The organism is Marinobacter manganoxydans MnI7-9, assembly GCF_000235625.1.
In the GTDB taxonomy this organism is placed as follows: Bacteria; Pseudomonadota; Gammaproteobacteria; order Pseudomonadales; family Oleiphilaceae; genus Marinobacter; species Marinobacter manganoxydans.
In genome coordinates, this window is the sequence record NZ_AGTR01000085.1 from 305,663 (window position 1) to 321,087 (window position 15,425).

Annotated in this window: 10 protein-coding genes; 8 read left to right on the forward strand and 2 right to left on the reverse strand. The window is 60.4% G+C overall.

Translation table 11 applies throughout. The features are described 5' to 3' along the window. Nucleotides 1-175: 175 nt before the first annotated feature. From KYE_RS19980 to KYE_RS20005, 6 genes are all read left to right on the forward strand, one after another. A complete protein-coding gene (locus tag KYE_RS19980; protein WP_008177132.1) occupies nucleotides 176-1,624 on the forward strand; it encodes a YfcC family protein in 1,449 nt (482 codons plus the stop codon). Nucleotides 1,625-1,660: 36 nt separating this feature from the next. Continuing rightward, nucleotides 1,661-2,890: an arginine deiminase gene (locus tag KYE_RS19985; protein WP_008177134.1), complete on the forward strand. Its 1,230-nt coding sequence runs from the start codon at nucleotides 1,661-1,663 to the stop codon at nucleotides 2,888-2,890. Nucleotides 2,891-2,908: 18 nt separating this feature from the next. Further along, nucleotides 2,909-3,910: an ornithine carbamoyltransferase gene (locus tag KYE_RS19990; RefSeq protein WP_008177136.1), complete on the forward strand. Its 1,002-nt coding sequence runs from the start codon at nucleotides 2,909-2,911 to the stop codon at nucleotides 3,908-3,910. A 1-nt stretch (nucleotide 3,911) separates the two neighbouring features. Continuing rightward, nucleotides 3,912-4,820 carry a carbamate kinase gene (gene arcC / locus KYE_RS19995; protein WP_008177137.1) on the forward strand — a complete coding sequence of 303 codons (909 nt, stop codon included), beginning with the start codon at nucleotides 3,912-3,914 and terminating at the stop codon, nucleotides 4,818-4,820. Nucleotides 4,821-4,905: 85 nt separating this feature from the next. Beyond that, nucleotides 4,906-5,979 carry an efflux RND transporter periplasmic adaptor subunit gene (locus KYE_RS20000; RefSeq protein WP_008177138.1) on the forward strand — a complete coding sequence of 358 codons (1,074 nt, stop codon included), beginning with the start codon at nucleotides 4,906-4,908 and terminating at the stop codon, nucleotides 5,977-5,979. Beyond that, a complete protein-coding gene (locus tag KYE_RS20005; RefSeq protein WP_008177139.1) occupies nucleotides 5,976-9,206 on the forward strand; it encodes an efflux RND transporter permease subunit in 3,231 nt (1,076 codons plus the stop codon). The genes KYE_RS20000 and KYE_RS20005 overlap by 4 nt, the downstream gene beginning before the upstream one ends. A gap of 10 nt (nucleotides 9,207-9,216) precedes the next feature. Here KYE_RS20005 and KYE_RS20010 read toward each other — a convergent pair whose 3' ends face one another. Together KYE_RS20010 and KYE_RS20015 are read right to left on the reverse strand one after the other, a co-directional pair. Continuing rightward, entirely contained in the window at nucleotides 9,217-10,272 is a 1,056-nt protein-coding gene (locus KYE_RS20010) for a GGDEF domain-containing protein (RefSeq protein ID WP_008177140.1), read from the reverse strand. A gap of 139 nt (nucleotides 10,273-10,411) precedes the next feature. Then, a complete protein-coding gene (locus KYE_RS20015) occupies nucleotides 10,412-10,861 on the reverse strand; it encodes a potassium channel family protein (protein ID WP_008177141.1) in 450 nt (149 codons plus the stop codon). A 152-nt stretch (nucleotides 10,862-11,013) separates the two neighbouring features. On the opposite strand from KYE_RS20015, the gene KYE_RS20020 reads away from it, so the two are divergent. Both KYE_RS20020 and KYE_RS20025 read left to right on the forward strand, forming a co-directional pair. Then, on the forward strand, nucleotides 11,014-12,252 hold the full coding sequence (locus KYE_RS20020) for an efflux RND transporter periplasmic adaptor subunit (protein ID WP_008177143.1): 1,239 nt from the start codon (nucleotides 11,014-11,016) through the stop codon (nucleotides 12,250-12,252). After that, nucleotides 12,249-15,416 (forward strand): efflux RND transporter permease subunit, encoded by a 3,168-nt coding sequence (locus KYE_RS20025; RefSeq protein WP_008177144.1) that lies wholly within the window; start codon nucleotides 12,249-12,251, stop codon nucleotides 15,414-15,416. The genes KYE_RS20020 and KYE_RS20025 overlap by 4 nt, the downstream gene beginning before the upstream one ends. The last annotated feature ends 9 nt before the right edge of the window (nucleotides 15,417-15,425 follow it).

The following is a 15,425-nucleotide window of genomic DNA, read 5'->3' on the forward strand; positions in this document are numbered from 1 at the left end:
TTTTTATGGTTGATTAAAAATTGCGCTATCTCAATTCAGGAAGCGGCGGGCTGCACTATGCTGGCCTGATGCAGATCTGAACCAGTGGCCATCAGCCGCTGAGGCTGTGTTTGGCTTCTTGAGGTTCCCGGAAGGAACCTGTCTGCACAATGCGGTTCAAGAAAGGAGACGCATCGTGACTGAAGACGAAAAATTGCCAGAAAATCCCGAAACCGACCTTGCTTCCCGATTTCCTACCGCCTACACCATTCTTTTCGGCCTCATTATTCTGGTGGCCGCCCTGACCTGGCTTATTCCGGCCGGGCAGTACGAGCGCGCCATGAATGAAGAGGTTGGTCGGGAAGTGGCAGTTCCGGGCACCTACCAGACCGTTGATCCGAATCCCCAGGGGTTCGTTGATGTCCTGATGGCACCCACAGCCGGGTTCTACGACCCCGACAGTTACGTTGCCAATGCCATTGATGTTGCCATGTTTATACTGTTCCTGGGTGGTTTCCTCGGTGTGATGAATGCGACCGGAGCTATTGATACCGGCATTCGCAGCGCGATGCGGCATCTGAAAGGCCATGAGATCTGGATGATTCCGATACTGATGGTGCTCTTCGCCATCGGTGGCACCACCTACGGGATGGCAGAGGAGACCCTGGCTTTTTACGCCATTCTGATTCCCGTGATACTTGCGGCCGGCTACGACGCCGTTACAGGCGTTGCCATCATCCTGATCGGAGCCGGGATCGGCGTGTTGGGCTCAACCATCAACCCGTTCGCCACGGTGATTGCAGCCAATGCTGCTGGAATACCGTTCACCGACGGCATCGTGCTGCGTTTCATTCTGCTGATCGGCGGCCTGTTGATCTGTATCGGCTACGTTATGCGATATGCCCATCGCGTAAAAACCGACCCCTCGCGCTCGGTGGTGGCAAAGCAATGGGCAGCGCACAAGAAACTGTTTCTGCAGGGAGGTGACCAGGAGATTCACAGCGCCACCCTGACAACCACCCAGATTATTGCTCTGGTTATCTTTGCCCTGACCTTTGCCGTGATGATCTGGGGTGTGTCATCCCAGGGCTGGTGGATGGCCCGGATGGGCTCTCTGTTCTTTGGTGCAGCCATTGTGATCGGCATCATTGCACGACTGGGCGAAAAGAAACTGACCGGCAGTTTTGTCGATGGCGCCCGGGATCTGCTCGGGGTTGCCCTGGTGGTCGGCCTTGCCCGCGGCATCGTGGTGATCATGGAGCAGGGCATGATTGCCGATACCATCCTCCACAGCGCCGAAACCTCGCTGGGTGGCCTGCCGGAACTGGCCTTTATCAACCTGATGTTCTGGATCGAGGTGGGCATGAGTTTCTTCGTGCCGTCGTCCTCTGGCCTGGCCGTCCTGTCCATGCCGATCCTCGCGCCGCTGGCGGATTTTGCCAACGTCGGGCGGGATCTGGTGGTAACTGCCTATCAGTCTGCCAACGGTCTGGTGAACCTGATCAACCCCACCTTCGCGGTGGTGGTTGGCGGCCTTGCCATCGGGCGCGTGTCCTACGATCGCTGGCTGGCCTTTATCTGGCCCTTGCTGCTTATTCTGACCGTGTTTATCACTGTGGTTATCAGCGTCGGCACACTTTTGTGACCCCCGCTGTAACCCTGCGACAAAAGGAGTTTTGTCATGTCTGAACAAACACTTGGAGTGCACTCTGAGACCGGGACCCTGCGCCAGGTCATCATCTGCCGGCCGGGGCTGGCGCACCGGCGGTTGACGCCGTCCAACTGCGATGCCCTGTTGTTCGATGATGTGTTCTGGGTCAAGCAGGCCCAGAAAGATCATGACGTGTTTGCCAGCGTGATGCGTGGTCGGGGCGTGGAGGTGCTGGATGTCAACGAGTTGCTGGCGGAAACGCTGGCCATTCCCGAGGGACGTGCCTGGATTCTTGATCACCGGATCAACTGGAACCATATCGGCGTGGGCATGGTGTCGGACCTGCGCGCCTGGATGGATGAACTGCCCGAGAAGGCGCTCGCCGAATTCCTGATTGGTGGTCTGGAGGTGGGGGATCTGCCATTCGATCCCGTCGGTCTGTTTGGCAACCACCTCGGGCGTTTCGGATTCGTGCTGCCGCCGCTGCCCAACTTCCTGTTCACCCGGGATAACAGCGCCTGGGTGTATGGCGGGGTTACTCTCAACCCGATGTATTGGGTTGCCCGCAAGCCTGAGACCCTGCTGATGGCCGCTATCTACCGATTCCACCCGAAATTCGCCGGCAAGGTGAACGTGCACTGGGGCGATCCTCTGGAAGATCATGGACTGGCAACCCTGGAGGGTGGGGACATCATGCCGCTGGGGAACAGAACGGTTCTGGTAGGCATGGGCGAGCGATCCTCTCCCCAGGCCATCGGGCAACTGTCAAAAGCACTCTTTGATGGCGGAATGGTGGATCGGGTAATCGCCTGTCAACTGCCCAAAACCCGGTCGGCCATGCACCTGGACACCGTGTTTACCTTCTGTGGTGGCAACGTGGTCACTGCCTTCAAGGAAGTGGCGGATGCCGTGATCTGCTACGACCTGCGCCCCGGTGAGGGAGCAAAAACACTGGCGTTCAACCAGGATTCCCGGCATCTGTTCGAGGTGGTTGCTGAAATTCTCGGCTACCCGGCCCTGGAAGTCGTGGCAACCGGCGGCGACACGCCGGAAGAACGCGAGCGGGAACAGTGGAACGACGGCAACAATGTGCTGGCCCTGAGCCCTGGTGTGGTTGTCGGCTACGACCGCAACGACGATACCAACGCGGCGCTTTCGGCCGCGGGTATCGAGGTTCTGGCCATACCCGGTGCCGAGCTGGGACGTGGCCGGGGCGGGGGTCGGTGCATGAGTTGCCCGACCATCCGGGACGCGATCTGAGAGCCAGGGAGAAACGTTATGGCATTCAATCTCAAGAACCGACATTTTCTTACCCTGCGGCATTTCAGCCCCAGGGAAATCGCTTTTTTACTGAAGCTGTCTGCGGATCTGAAGACGGCCAAGTACGCGGGCACCGAAGTGCCCAAGCTCGAAGGCAAGGATATCGCTCTGATCTTCGAGAAGAATTCCACGCGGACCCGGGTCGGGTTTGAAGTTGCTGCCTTCGACCAGGGGGCGCGGGTAACTTACCTGGGGCCGACCGGAACCCACATTGGCCACAAGGAATCAGTGAAAGACACTGCCCGGGTTCTTGGCCGGGTTTACGATGCCATTGAGTATCGGGGATTCGGACAATCGGTTGTGGAAGAGCTGGCACAGTACGCCGGCGTGCCGGTCTACAACGGGCTCACCAATGAATTTCACCCCACCCAGATCCTGGCGGATTTTCTGACCATGCAGGAGCATGTGGAAAAGCCGTTGCGGGATGTGGCCTACGTGTTCATCGGCGATGCCGCCAACAATATGGGCGACAGCCTGCTGATCGGTGGCGCCAAGATGGGCATGGACGTGCGCTTGTGCGCACCAAAAGCCTGCTGGCCTGGCCAGACCGTTCAGGAGGAGGCCCGGGCGCTGGCGGCCGAAACCGGAGCGCGCATTACCATCACGGAGGATGTTGACGCCGCCGTTTCCGGCGTCGATTTCGTGTATACCGATGTCTGGGTCTCGATGGGCGAACCGAAAGAAAAGTGGGCCGAACGGATCAAATTGCTGATGCCTTACCAGGTGAATGCGGCCCTGATGGCCAAAACCGGCAATCCGCGGGTTCGGTTCATGCACTGTCTGCCGGCCTTTCACAACACCGAGACGGTGGTGGGGAAGGAGATTCAGGAGACCTATGGCATCGACGCCATGGAGGTGACTGAAGAGGTCTTCGAAAGCCCCGCCTCGATTGTTTTCGATCAGGCCGAGAACCGCATGCACACCATCAAGGCCGTCCTCGTGGCGACCCTGGGAGGCTGACATGTTGGTTGTGGCAGCGTTGGGGGGGAATGCCCTGCTGAAACGCGGAGAACCGCTGACGGCAGGGGTCCAGCGTAAAAATGTGCAGATTGCGGCCCGATCGCTGGCCGCGGTTGTCCGGGCGGGCCACGACCTGGTGGTCACCCATGGGAATGGGCCACAGGTCGGGCTGCTGGCTTTACAGGGTGCCTCCTACAAACCGGATGAGGCCTACCCGCTGGATGTCCTGGGAGCGGAAACCGAGGGCATGATCGGCTACATGATCGAACAGGAGCTGGAGAACGCCCTGGAACATGACCGGCCTGTCGCAACCCTGCTGACCCAGGTAGTGGTGGATCCCAGAGACCCGGCTTTTGAAAAGCCGACCAAGTTTGTCGGGCCGGTCTACGATCGTGAAGAGGCCGAGCGCCGGGCCGCCGGTGCGGGCTGGAGCATTGCGCCGGATGGCGACAAGTGGCGCCGGGTAGTGCCTTCGCCCAAACCCCTGGAAATACCGGACATGCGCGTACTGAAGTTACTGCTCGACCAGGGCGTGGTCGTGGTGTGTGCCGGGGGTGGCGGAATACCGGTGCTGCGCAGGGACGACGGCAGCATGGTCGGCATTGAGGCGGTCATCGACAAGGATGCCGCCAGCGCATTGCTTGCCAGCCAGCTTGGAGCGGACGCGATGCTCCTGTTAACCGATGTGGATGCTGTCTACCGGGATTTCGGAACCGATCATTCGACGCCGCTTGCCGAACTGACAGTGGCTCAGGCCCGGGCCCTGGAGATGCCGGCCGGATCCATGGGCCCGAAACTGCAAGCCGCCTGCGATTTTGCCGAGGCCGGGGGGATTGGCGGCATTGGTCGGCTCCAGGATGCCGTGGCCATACTCGAAGGTTCGGCGGGCACTCGCGTGTCGGCTGGTTAGCGGTCCTTCTCATGTTTTCCGGGTGCACATTCTGATAATATTCGGTTATTAGGTAATAACCAAAATGATTGCCCGGAGGTGCCTCATGGGGCGAATGGCTGCCGCAATATTGTTTGTAACTCTGGTCTTGCTGGCCACCGGAGCGCACGGGCAGCAAGCGCCGCTTTCTTCGCCAGAGACAACAGCAGTCGCCGAACGCAGTGTGTTTCACGAAACCGTGTATCTGGATGGCGTCATCGAAGCCGTGCAGCAGAGTACGGTCTCTGCCCAGACCAGTGGTACCGTTCAAAGCCTTCCTTACGATGTAGATGACTCTGTTGCTGCAGGCGCCCTGATTGTCCAGTTGGAGGACAGTGAGCAGCGAGCCCGATTGCGTCAGGCCGAGGCCGGGCTGGAAGAAGCTGAAGCAGCATTGGCGGATGCGACGCAGCGCTTTGAGCGTATTGAGGCGGTGCACGAACGGGGCCTTGTTTCCCGGCAGGAGTTCGATCAGGCCCGTAACAACCTGGCCGCCGCCCGGGCCCGGGTCGAACGCGCCAGGGCAGCGGTATCCGAGGCGCAGGAGCAACTCTCCTATACACGCGTGTTGGCTCCCTACGGCGGCATCCTCACCCAGCGTCATGTTGAGGTTGGCGAAGCCGTCAGCCCCGGTCAGCCGCTGCTCAGTGGATTGTCCCTGGAACAGCTCCGGGTTGTGGTCGACCTGCCCCAGAAGTACGCCGAACTTGCCCGCACGCAGCGTAAGGCGCAGGTTACACTGGCCGATGGCCGGGTGCTCGAAACCGGTGAGATGACCTTCTATCCCTACGCCGATCCACAAACGCACACCTTCCGCCTGCGAATGCGGCTGAGCGAGCCCAATGGTTCCCTGTTTCCCGGCATGCTGGTGAAAGTCAGCGTACCGGTTGCCAGCCGGGAGGCTCTGTGGGTGCCTGCCAGCAGCCTGGTTCAACGCAGCGAACTCAGGGCTGTCTTTGTCCTGGACGAGCAGAATCAGCCCCGGCTGCGCCAGGTGCGTACGGGGTTACGGGATGGCGGCCGGCTGGAAATCCTGGCCGGCCTCAGTGAAGGCGAGCGTGTGGTTACGAATGCCTCCGAACTGGTGGGCAGCGATCGTTTGAATCCGGTTGAAGACATGGGCGAGGAGTCGAATCCGTGAGCCGTGATTTGCCGCCCGTTGGTCCATCCGCGGCCATCGCCCGAGTCTTCCAGGACAACCACCTGACGCCGTTGCTGGCCATTCTGGCGATCATTCTTGGCGTGCTGGCCGTGGTGGTCACCCCGAAAGAGGAAGAGCCCCAGATTGATGTCACCATGGCCGATATCATGGTGGCGTTTCCCGGCGCCAGCACCCGTGAGGTGGAAAGCGCAATAGCAACGCCAGCCGAACAGGTGATGAGCGAGATCCAGGGCGTGGAACACGTCTACTCGGTGTCTCGCCAGGGCCAGGCGGTGATCACGGTGCAGTTCGAGGTGGGCATTCCTCGGCAGGAAGCTCTGGTCCGGCTCTACAACCAGGTGTACTCCAACCAGGACTGGTTACCGCCCAATCTGGGCGCGACACAGCCGGTGGTCAAGCCCAAGGGCATTGATGATGTGCCGGTGATGACCCTGACACTCTACGATCCGGTAAACGGCCACACGGGTGAAGAATTGACCCGTCTGGCGCACATGCTGGAAGTCGCCCTGAAGCGGGTTCCCGGCACCCGGGATGTCTATACCACCGGCGGCATTCCGGATCGCGTGGATATCCGCTTCGATCCGGCGTTGCTGGCAGGCTTCAACCTGACCATCGACGATATCCGCAACGCGCTGATGGCGGCCAACACCAGCAGCCAGGAGGCCCGGATTTCCCGGGACAATCTGTCCATACCGGTCCAGGTCGGAACGCTTCTGGAAACCGTGGAGGATGTCCGGCGCCTGGTGGTGGGTATGCACAACGGCGCTGCCGTGTTCCTGGAGGATGTCGCGGACGTCAACCGGGGTGGCACCGTGGCGGATCAGAGTGTGATGACCGGATTCGGACCGGCCCATGAGGCCGGCAAGGCTGGCCAGCCCGGTCAGGTTTACCCGGCCGTCACCCTGGCCATCGCCAAGAAACCGGGCGAGAACGCCATCAATATCACCACGGCTATTGAGGAGCGCTTGGCACAGTTGCGCAACCGGGCCTTGCCCGAATCCGTGGAAGTGCTGGTCACCCGGGACTATGGTGTAACCGCCTCCCAGAAAGCCCGCAAACTGATTACCGATCTGATCTCCGCCACTTTGTGCGTTGTGCTGCTGGTGCTGGCGGCCATGGGCTGGCGCCAGGCCCTGATCGTGGGCATTGCAGTTCTGATTACCCTGCTGCTAACCCTGGTGTTTTCCTGGGCCTGGGGTTTCACCCTGAACCGCGTCTCCCTGTTTGCGCTGATCTTCTCCATCGGGATTCTGGTGGACGACGGCATTGTGATCACCGAGAACATCAACCGGCGGATCCAGAACTCTCGGCGGGCGGTGAAGGACATTATTCCCGTTGCTGTCGACGAGGTGGGCACGCCTACGATCATGGCCAGTCTCACCATCATGGCGGCCCTGATCCCGATGGCGTTTGTCAGTGGCCTGATGGGCCCCTATATGAGTCCGATTCCGATCAACGCTTCGGCCGGTATGGTGCTGTCCCAGATTGTCGCCTTCGTGGTGGCGCCCTGGCTGGCCTTCAGGCTTCTGAAGCACAAAAAGGGGGAGCAGGCCGCCGAAGCCGAGGAGGCTTCCAGCTCTGCCGACGGCGTTAGCCCATTGTCCCTGCGAATTTTCCGGACGGTGCTCGGGCCCTTCCTGGGCGATCATCCCTGGCGGCGCCGTTTGCTGGCAATGGGGGTGGTGGGGCTGACCCTGGCGGCCACCTCGCTGCCGGTATTTCAGGCGGTGATCCTGAAAATGCTGCCCTTCGACAACAAGTCCGAGCTGCAGGTGGTGGTGGATATGCCCGAGCGCACGCCCATGGAGCAGACCCAGCGGGTGTTGATGGAAATGGGCAGCTATCTGGAGACGGTGGACGAAGTGGCCAACTGGCAGACCTACGCCGGCACCGCCTCGCCGATCAATTTTAACGGACTGGTGAGGCAGTATTACCTGCGTGGCGATCCCTACCACGGGGATATACAGATCAATCTCATGGATGAGGAGAGTCGGGACCGGTCCTCCCATACGATTGCTCAATCCCTCCGGGATCCCCTGACCGAAATCGGTGACCGGTACGGAGCCAGTGTGAAGATAGTCGAGGTGCCGCCCGGTCCGCCCGTGCTGTCACCCGTGGTAGCGGAAATCTACGCGGTGGACGAAAACCGTCGGGCGGAGCTGGCCCGGCAGGTGGCCGAGGGTATGACCGAGGTGGATGGCCTGGTGGATATCGATACCACGCTGGAATCGCCCACGCGGCAGTGGGAAGTGGTTGTTGATCGGGACCGAGCGGCACGGCTTGGCGTCTCCCAGGCCCAGGTGGTCGGTGCTCTTCAGACCGCCCTGGGGGGCACCAGTGTCAGTTTCCTGCATGATGATCATGCCAAGTATCCGGTTCCGATCCGGGTGATTCTGAGCGAAGCCGACAAGGCCCAGCCCTCGGTACTGTTATCCCTGAACGTACGCAGTCGTGATGGCAACCTGGTTCCATTGGCGAGTATTGCCGAGGTTCGCGAGGCGGACTGGATGGGGGCCATCTACCACAAGGACCTTTTGCCGGTGACTTACGTTACCGCAGACATGGCGGGTGAGGTTGATTCACCGCTGTACGGCATGTTTGCCATGGTCGAGCGACTGAACCAGCAGACAGGAGCGCCGGAGCAGTATTTCATTGATCAGCCGCCGTTGCCGGAAAAAGGCACCCTGAAGTGGGATGGTGAATGGCAGATCACCTACGAAACCTTCCGGGACATGGGGGCAGCCTATAGCGTGGGCGTGTTCATGATTTTCGTGCTACTGGTGGCCCAGTTCCGGTCCTACATTCTGCCGCTTGTGATCATGGCGCCCATCCCCCTCACACTGATCGGCATCATGCCTGGTCATGCCCTGTTGGGGCGGGAGTTTACCGCCACCAGCATGATCGGCATGATTGCCCTGGCCGGCATCATCGTGCGCAACTCCATCCTGCTGGTGGTGTTTATCCGGCAGCTGATCGAGGAGGGCGTGGAGCTGGACGAAGCGGTGGTCCTGGCGGGCGCGGTGCGCATCAAACCCATCGCACTGACGGCGATTTCGGCGATGGTAGGCGCTTACTTCATTCTGAACGACCCGATTTTTAACGGTCTGGCAATATCACTGGTCTTTGGCCTTGCCATGTCCACTTTGCTGACCGTCGTGGTGGTGCCTCTGCTCTATTACACGCTGGCGCGTTGCAAGTGGGTGTGAACAGAGTTTGTTACGCCTGGCAGGGGGTCAGAGCGTTGTCAGAACTGATGATCCGGTTACGGCCCGAATCCTTGGCATGGTAAAGGTACTGGTCCGCCCGGCCGATCAGGCTGCGCAGATCTCCGCCGTCCGGACCAAACTGGGCAATGCCGCCGCTGATGGTGAGCCCGATGGATTGGTCCTGATGAGGAACGGGGTTTGACTCAATCGCATTCCGGATCTTGTCTGCCACTCTATGGGCCTGGTCTGCAGTGGTGTTGGTGAGCAGAATGGCGAACTCCTCGCCACCCAGCCGGGTGGCAAGATCGGTCGCTCTCAGCGATGCCCGGAGTGTGCTGGCGACATGCCGGAGCGCAAGGTCGCCGGCCTCATGACCATGCTGGTCATTGACCTGTTTGAAGTGGTCGAGATCCAGCACCAGCATGGAAAGCGGGGTTCCGTTGCGGAGGCTGCGTTTGCGCTCCTGTTCGAAAACGTCGCTCAGGCGTGCCCGGTTGGCGAGGCCGGTCAGTGCATCGGTCTGGGCCATTTTCAGCAGGCGTGATTCGGATTGCTCCCGGGTGATCTCGTAAATATGGGAGAACGCGAGAATGGTCAGGGACATCAACCCCATATTGGCAATAGGAAGAGGCTGCATCATCTCTGGAGCATCGTGGTATTTGAAGAAGAAAATCACGGCCGCCGTACCCATGAATACAGCGGATACCAGAAGGCCCAACCCTCGACCCATCAGAAGATGAGAAAGTATGGGGATCAACAGAACCCAGGCGAAAACGGTTGTTGTGGCCCGGGGTGACGTGAGGGCGAACATCATGGTGATGCAGAAGGGCAGGATGAACGCCAGAATCCAGCGCTCAAGGTGTTTGGTGTTGCCGATGGCCCAGAAAATAAAAACCGAGTAGCACGCCATGCCCAGCTCGGCGAAGGCCAGGGGATAATTTTCTCTCTGGATGTTGAGCGTGAAAAACAGCAGACCGCTGATGGCAGTAAGGATCAGAAGTGTCTGCAGTACCGCTTTTCGGTACGGACGGGCAAGGTGCTTCTGTGATTCCCTATAGCTTTCCATGGTTCTGGTCTGGGTATCCGGAGCGCTGAATCGATATGTACAAAGACAATGCACATTCTGAGAGATTCAGGTATTAGATCAGAATTCACGCAAAGTAGCCGTCGATCTTCGACTAAAGTCTAGGGGGGGTAGTGTTTCCTTAACGAGTCGGCCAGTAACGCTGCATTTCCACAAACAGGAACGAAGCGCTCCAGGTGATCAGCACCAGTCCGGCCAGTGCTTCTATGCCGGTGAGAAAGCGCAGGATACCGAAAGCTTCGATATCGCCATAGCCGAGGGTGGTGAAGGTGGTGAAAGAAAAGTAGACGCAGTCCAGGATACTGCCGCTGAAATTGCCGGCCAGCTGGCCCCAGCCCTCGGCGTGATGCATGAAATAGAAGGCACTGGCAAAGATCCACACCTGCAAGGTGTGGGCGGCAAGAACACCGAAAACGGCGGCGATCAGGCGGAAGCGGTGGCTCTGGCGCATTCTCGACAGGATCCCGCTCAGATGGATCAACACTTCGTGGTGGATCAAAACCACGATTGCAACGATCAGCCCGTTGATGAGCGTTGCGTTAAGGAGATTGACATGATGTTCTGCTGCCAAGAAGGATGCTCTCCGTTGCCATGACTGGGGGCAAGCCGCGTAAAATTGCCGCAGTTCTGCGGGATGCCCGATCCGAAAACGAGCCTTGATTGTATAGTAGTCTGAACCGAACAGCCCGAAGGGCTTTATTTACCTTAGCTGGCCTGCAAGTAATGTCCAAACGACTCATTCCCGTATTGATTCTCGCCGTCGGTATCGCCGGTTTCATGATTCTCAAGATGACCCGCCCGGAGCCTGCAGAGGTCAGTGCCACCGAGCGGAGTTGGCGTGTTCAGGTTCAGCAGGTTGAGCCGGGAACCCACACGCCGGTTTTGCCCCTTTACGGAGAGGTTCTTGCGCCTGAGCAACTGACGGTAACCGCTACCCTGGCGGGCCGTATCGGTGCCAGACCGGTAACGGAGGGGCAGCGTGTCAGTGAGGGAGAGCTCCTGGTGGCTCTGGATGAGGCCGATATCCAACCCGCCCTGGCTCAGGCCGAGGCTCAGGTAAACGATCTGAAAGCCCAGATCCGATCGGAGCAGGTGCGCTATCGGAATGACCAGGCAGCGCTGGCCAGCGAGCAGGCGATTCTCGAGAACGCCCGCCGACAGCTGGAGCGAACCCGATCGCTGGTTAGCCGGAACCTGGCCTCCCGCGAAGCGCTGGAGGCGGCCACCGATGCTGCCGCACGAGCCGAGCTGACGGTGAATACCCGGCAGCGCGCGATTGAAGAGCACCCGGCTCGGCTGCAGAGCCTCGAAGCAAAATTGGCCCAGGCCGAGGCAAACCTGCTCAGCACGCGGCGGGATGCCGAACGAGCCCGTATGGTTGCGCCTTTCGACGGCATGGTGACCGATATCCGGGTTGCCGAGGGAGATCAGGTAAGCCGAAACGAACCGCTGCTGTCGCTCTATCCCGTGGATGGTCTTGAACTCAGGGCCCGGGTCCCGGAGATGTTCCGTGGCGAGCTGCTGGATGCGCTGGCCCGCGGGGAAACCCTGACGGCCACCAGCGAGGGGGATCAGCACCGGTTCCGGCTCACCCGCTTCGCCGGCACCAGCGATGCCTCCGGTACTGAAGCCATTCTTGAACTTGAGGGCGAGGCCGGTGGAATACGGCCGGGGGGGCTGTTGCCCGTGACCCTGGAGCGGGCCGCCCGCAGCAATACCGTGTCGATACCGTTCAGCGCCCTCTACGGTGCCGACAGCGTCTACCTGATGTCCTCTGATGGCCGGATGGAGCGCGCCCGGATCGAGCGCATTGGCGAAGCCCGGGGTAGCAATGGCGAGCGTCGCCTTCTGGTGTCTGGCGAAGCCCTGGTGTCTGGCGCGCAACTGATCACCACACACCTGCCCAATGCGGTGACCGGCCTCAAGGTGGATGTCGCGGATTCCGGAGCTTCGGCACAATGAGGCGGAAAAAGGGCGTCATCGGTTTTTTTGTTCACCATCGGGTCGCTGCCAACCTGGTGATGCTGGTCATGCTGCTGGGTGGCGTACTGGCACTCACCCGCATGAATATCCAGTTTTTCCCGACTTTTGCCCTGGACGTGGTCAGTGTCCGCGTGGTCTGGAGTGGGGCCTCCGCCGAGGACGTCGAGCAGGGCATCACCAACCCCCTTGAGCAGCGACTGCGAAGCGTCGATGGTCTGAAGAAAATGACCTCCACCTCGGCCCAGAGTGTCTCGTCCATCACGCTTGAGTTCGAGGAGGGCACCAACCCGATCCAGGCCCTGGATGACGTTCGCCAGCAGGTGGACGAGTTCACCAACTTCCCCGCCGAGGCGGAAGAACCCCAGGTAACCCGGATAGAACGCTACGAGCCGGTAGCACGCTTGCTGGTGTTTGGTGATGTGGATCGAAGCGAGCTGCGACAGCTGGCTTACCGGTTTGAGGATGAATTGCTTCAGCGCGGTATCGACCGGGTATCGATTCGTGGCCTGCCGGAGCAGCAGATCAGCATTGATGTGCCGGTTGAACGGCTGGAGACACTGGGGCTGTCACTGGATCAGATTGCCGAGCGCGTGGCTGCTATCTCACGGGATCTGCCTGCGGGCATGATGGCCCAGCAGGATGCCACCCGGGAGCTCCGGGCCGTGGAGCAAAGGCGCAGCCCCCAGGAATTCGAGAGCGTTCCGGTGCTCAGTGGTGAGCGGATTCAGCTGAACCTGGGCGATGTGGCGATCATCCGGCAGGAGGCCCGCGAGAGCCAGCTAACCCTGGAAAAGGACGGCAAGCCCGCGGTAGAGCTGCAGCTTCAGCGGTCCGAGAACGGCAATTCGCTGGCTGCGGCGAAGGTACTGGAGACCTGGCTGGCGGACACCCGGCCGGTCCTGCCCCCGACGGTGAAGCTGGAGGTATACGACGAGACCTGGCAGCTGCTGGATGATCGTATCTCACTGCTGGTGAACAATGGTCTGGGTGGTCTGGTACTGGTGGTCTGCCTGCTTTACCTGTTTCTCCCCGGCCGGGTGGCCATGTGGGTGGCCATTGGTATTCCGACGGCTTTTTTGGCCGCCATGGGCGTACTCTGGCTGATCGGTGGCTCGATCAACATGATTTCCCTGTTTGCCCTGATCATGGCGCTGGGGGTGATCGTCGACGATGCCATTGTGGTGGGCGAGGATGCCGACGCCCACGCCCGCATGGGAGAGGAATCCATTTACGCCTCGGAGGGGGCGGCCAAACGCATGGTCTGGCCGGTGCTGGCCTCATCCCTGACCACGGTGGCCGCCTTTATGCCGCTGTTGGTGGTGGGGGGTGTCATCGGCAATATTCTTGGCGATATACCGCTGGTGATGATCTGTGTTCTGATCGCTTCCCTGCTTGAGTGTTTTATCGTACTGCCGGCGCACCTGCGCCATGCCTTTGTGCCCCGGCGCAAGAAAAAAGTGGGGGAGGCTGAACCGGAGCCGAAACGGCCGGGCCCGGTAGAGCGCTTCCGACGAGGCTTTGAACAGCGTTTCGACCGTTTCCGGGAAGGCCGGTTTCGCCGATTCTCCCGTTACAGCCTGGAACACCGGGGCGCCACGGTGGCGAGCGCGGTGGCTCTGGCTATTGTAACGGTTGGTCTGCTGGCCGGCGGCCGGCTCGGGTTCAACTTTTTCCCGACACCGGAGCCTTCGGTGTTCTACGCCAATGCCAGCTTTGTGGCCGGTACCGACCGTGGCACGGTGAATGATTTCCTGAGCCAGATGCAGCAAACGCTCAATGAGACGGAAGAAGCCCTGGGTGGCGATTTCATCCTTCACGCCGTAACGACACGGGGTGCAACCCAGGGCGCCGAGGGCAGCTCCCGAAGTGGTGACGAACTGGGCTCAATGATGATCGAACTGGTGCCTTCCGACCGCCGTTCGGTGCGCAACCCGGAATTCATCACCGAGTGGCGCAGCCGGCTGGAGACCCCCGCCGGGCTGGACAACCTGACGATTTCCGAGCGCCAGGCCGGGCCTCCTGGCCGCGACGTCAACGTGCGGCTGACCGGTGAGAACGCTGAACGCCTAAAGCAGGCCGCCGACGAACTGGGGCAGGCGCTGTCGACGCTGCCTGGCGTACTTGATGTGGAAGATGACATGCCCTGGGGGCGGGAGCAGCTGATTTACCAGGTGAGTGCCTATGGTGAGGCGTTGGGGCTGACCACGTCGGATCTGGGTCGCCAGCTCCGGGCGGCCTTTGATGGTCGCATTGCCCAGATCTACCAGGATGGCCGGGATGAAGTGGAAGTTCGTGTACAGCTGCCACAAGATCAGCGCGAGCGGCTTTCGACCCTGTCTCGTATCACGATCCGGGTTCCGGACGGTCGTTTTGTGCCCCTGACCCAGGTTATGAACCTGGATCACCGGCAGGGTTTCCAGGCCCTGCGACACGCCGAAGGGCGACTGGCTGTTGAGGTGACGTCTGGGCTGAACACCCGGGTCAGCACCACCGATCAGATCCTCACCAGCCTTGAGGCCGAGGCCCTCCCCGACATCGCCAGTCGTTATAACGTGCGTTACAGCTTCGAGGGCCGGGCGGCCGACCAGCGGGAAACCCTGGGTGATATGCAAACCGGCCTGGTTATCGGACTGGCGCTTATGTACGTGGTGCTGGCCTGGGTGTTTGCGTCCTGGAGCCTGCCGCTGATTGTCATGGCCATCATTCCCTTTGCCCTGGTGGGCGCATTGTTGGGCCACTGGCTGATGGGGCTGCAGCTGACCATTCTCTCCCTGTTTGGCCTGTTCGGTCTGTCCGGGATTGTGGTCAATAACGCGATCATCCTCGTAGCCTTCTATAACCAGCAGCGGAAAAAAGGGCTGGACATCACCGATGCGCTCAACGAAGCGGCGGTACAGCGGGTTCGGGCAGTGATGCTGACATCGCTGACAACGATCGGTGGTCTTCTGCCCCTGTTGTTCGAGACGTCCCTGCAGGCCCAGTTCCTGATTCCCATGGCCACGTCCATCGCGTTTGGTCTGGGGCTTTCGACCCTTCTGGTGTTGCTGGTGGTTCCTGCCTTGCTTTCTTGGCTGGAGCAATTCCGGGAATGGCGCGCACGGCGGCATGGCGAGATGGCAGAGCCGATCGGGGCGCCCGAGTGACAGGACAAG

Bases quoted from the DNA above. Each gene is read 5' to 3' on its own strand.
- KYE_RS19985 (WP_008177134.1), top strand. From the start codon at position 1,661: ATGTCTGAACAAACACTTGGAGTGCACTCTGAGACCGGGACCCTGCGC.
- KYE_RS19990 (WP_008177136.1), top strand. From the start codon at position 2,909: ATGGCATTCAATCTCAAGAACCGACATTTTCTTACCCTGCGGCATTTC.
- arcC (WP_008177137.1), top strand. From the start codon at position 3,912: ATGTTGGTTGTGGCAGCGTTGGGGGGGAATGCCCTGCTGAAACGCGGA.
- KYE_RS20000 (WP_008177138.1), top strand. From the start codon at position 4,906: ATGGGGCGAATGGCTGCCGCAATATTGTTTGTAACTCTGGTCTTGCTG.
- KYE_RS20010 (WP_008177140.1), bottom strand. From the start codon at position 10,272: ATGGAAAGCTATAGGGAATCACAGAAGCACCTTGCCCGTCCGTACCGA.
- KYE_RS20020 (WP_008177143.1), top strand. From the start codon at position 11,014: ATGTCCAAACGACTCATTCCCGTATTGATTCTCGCCGTCGGTATCGCC.
- KYE_RS20025 (WP_008177144.1), top strand. From the start codon at position 12,249: ATGAGGCGGAAAAAGGGCGTCATCGGTTTTTTTGTTCACCATCGGGTC.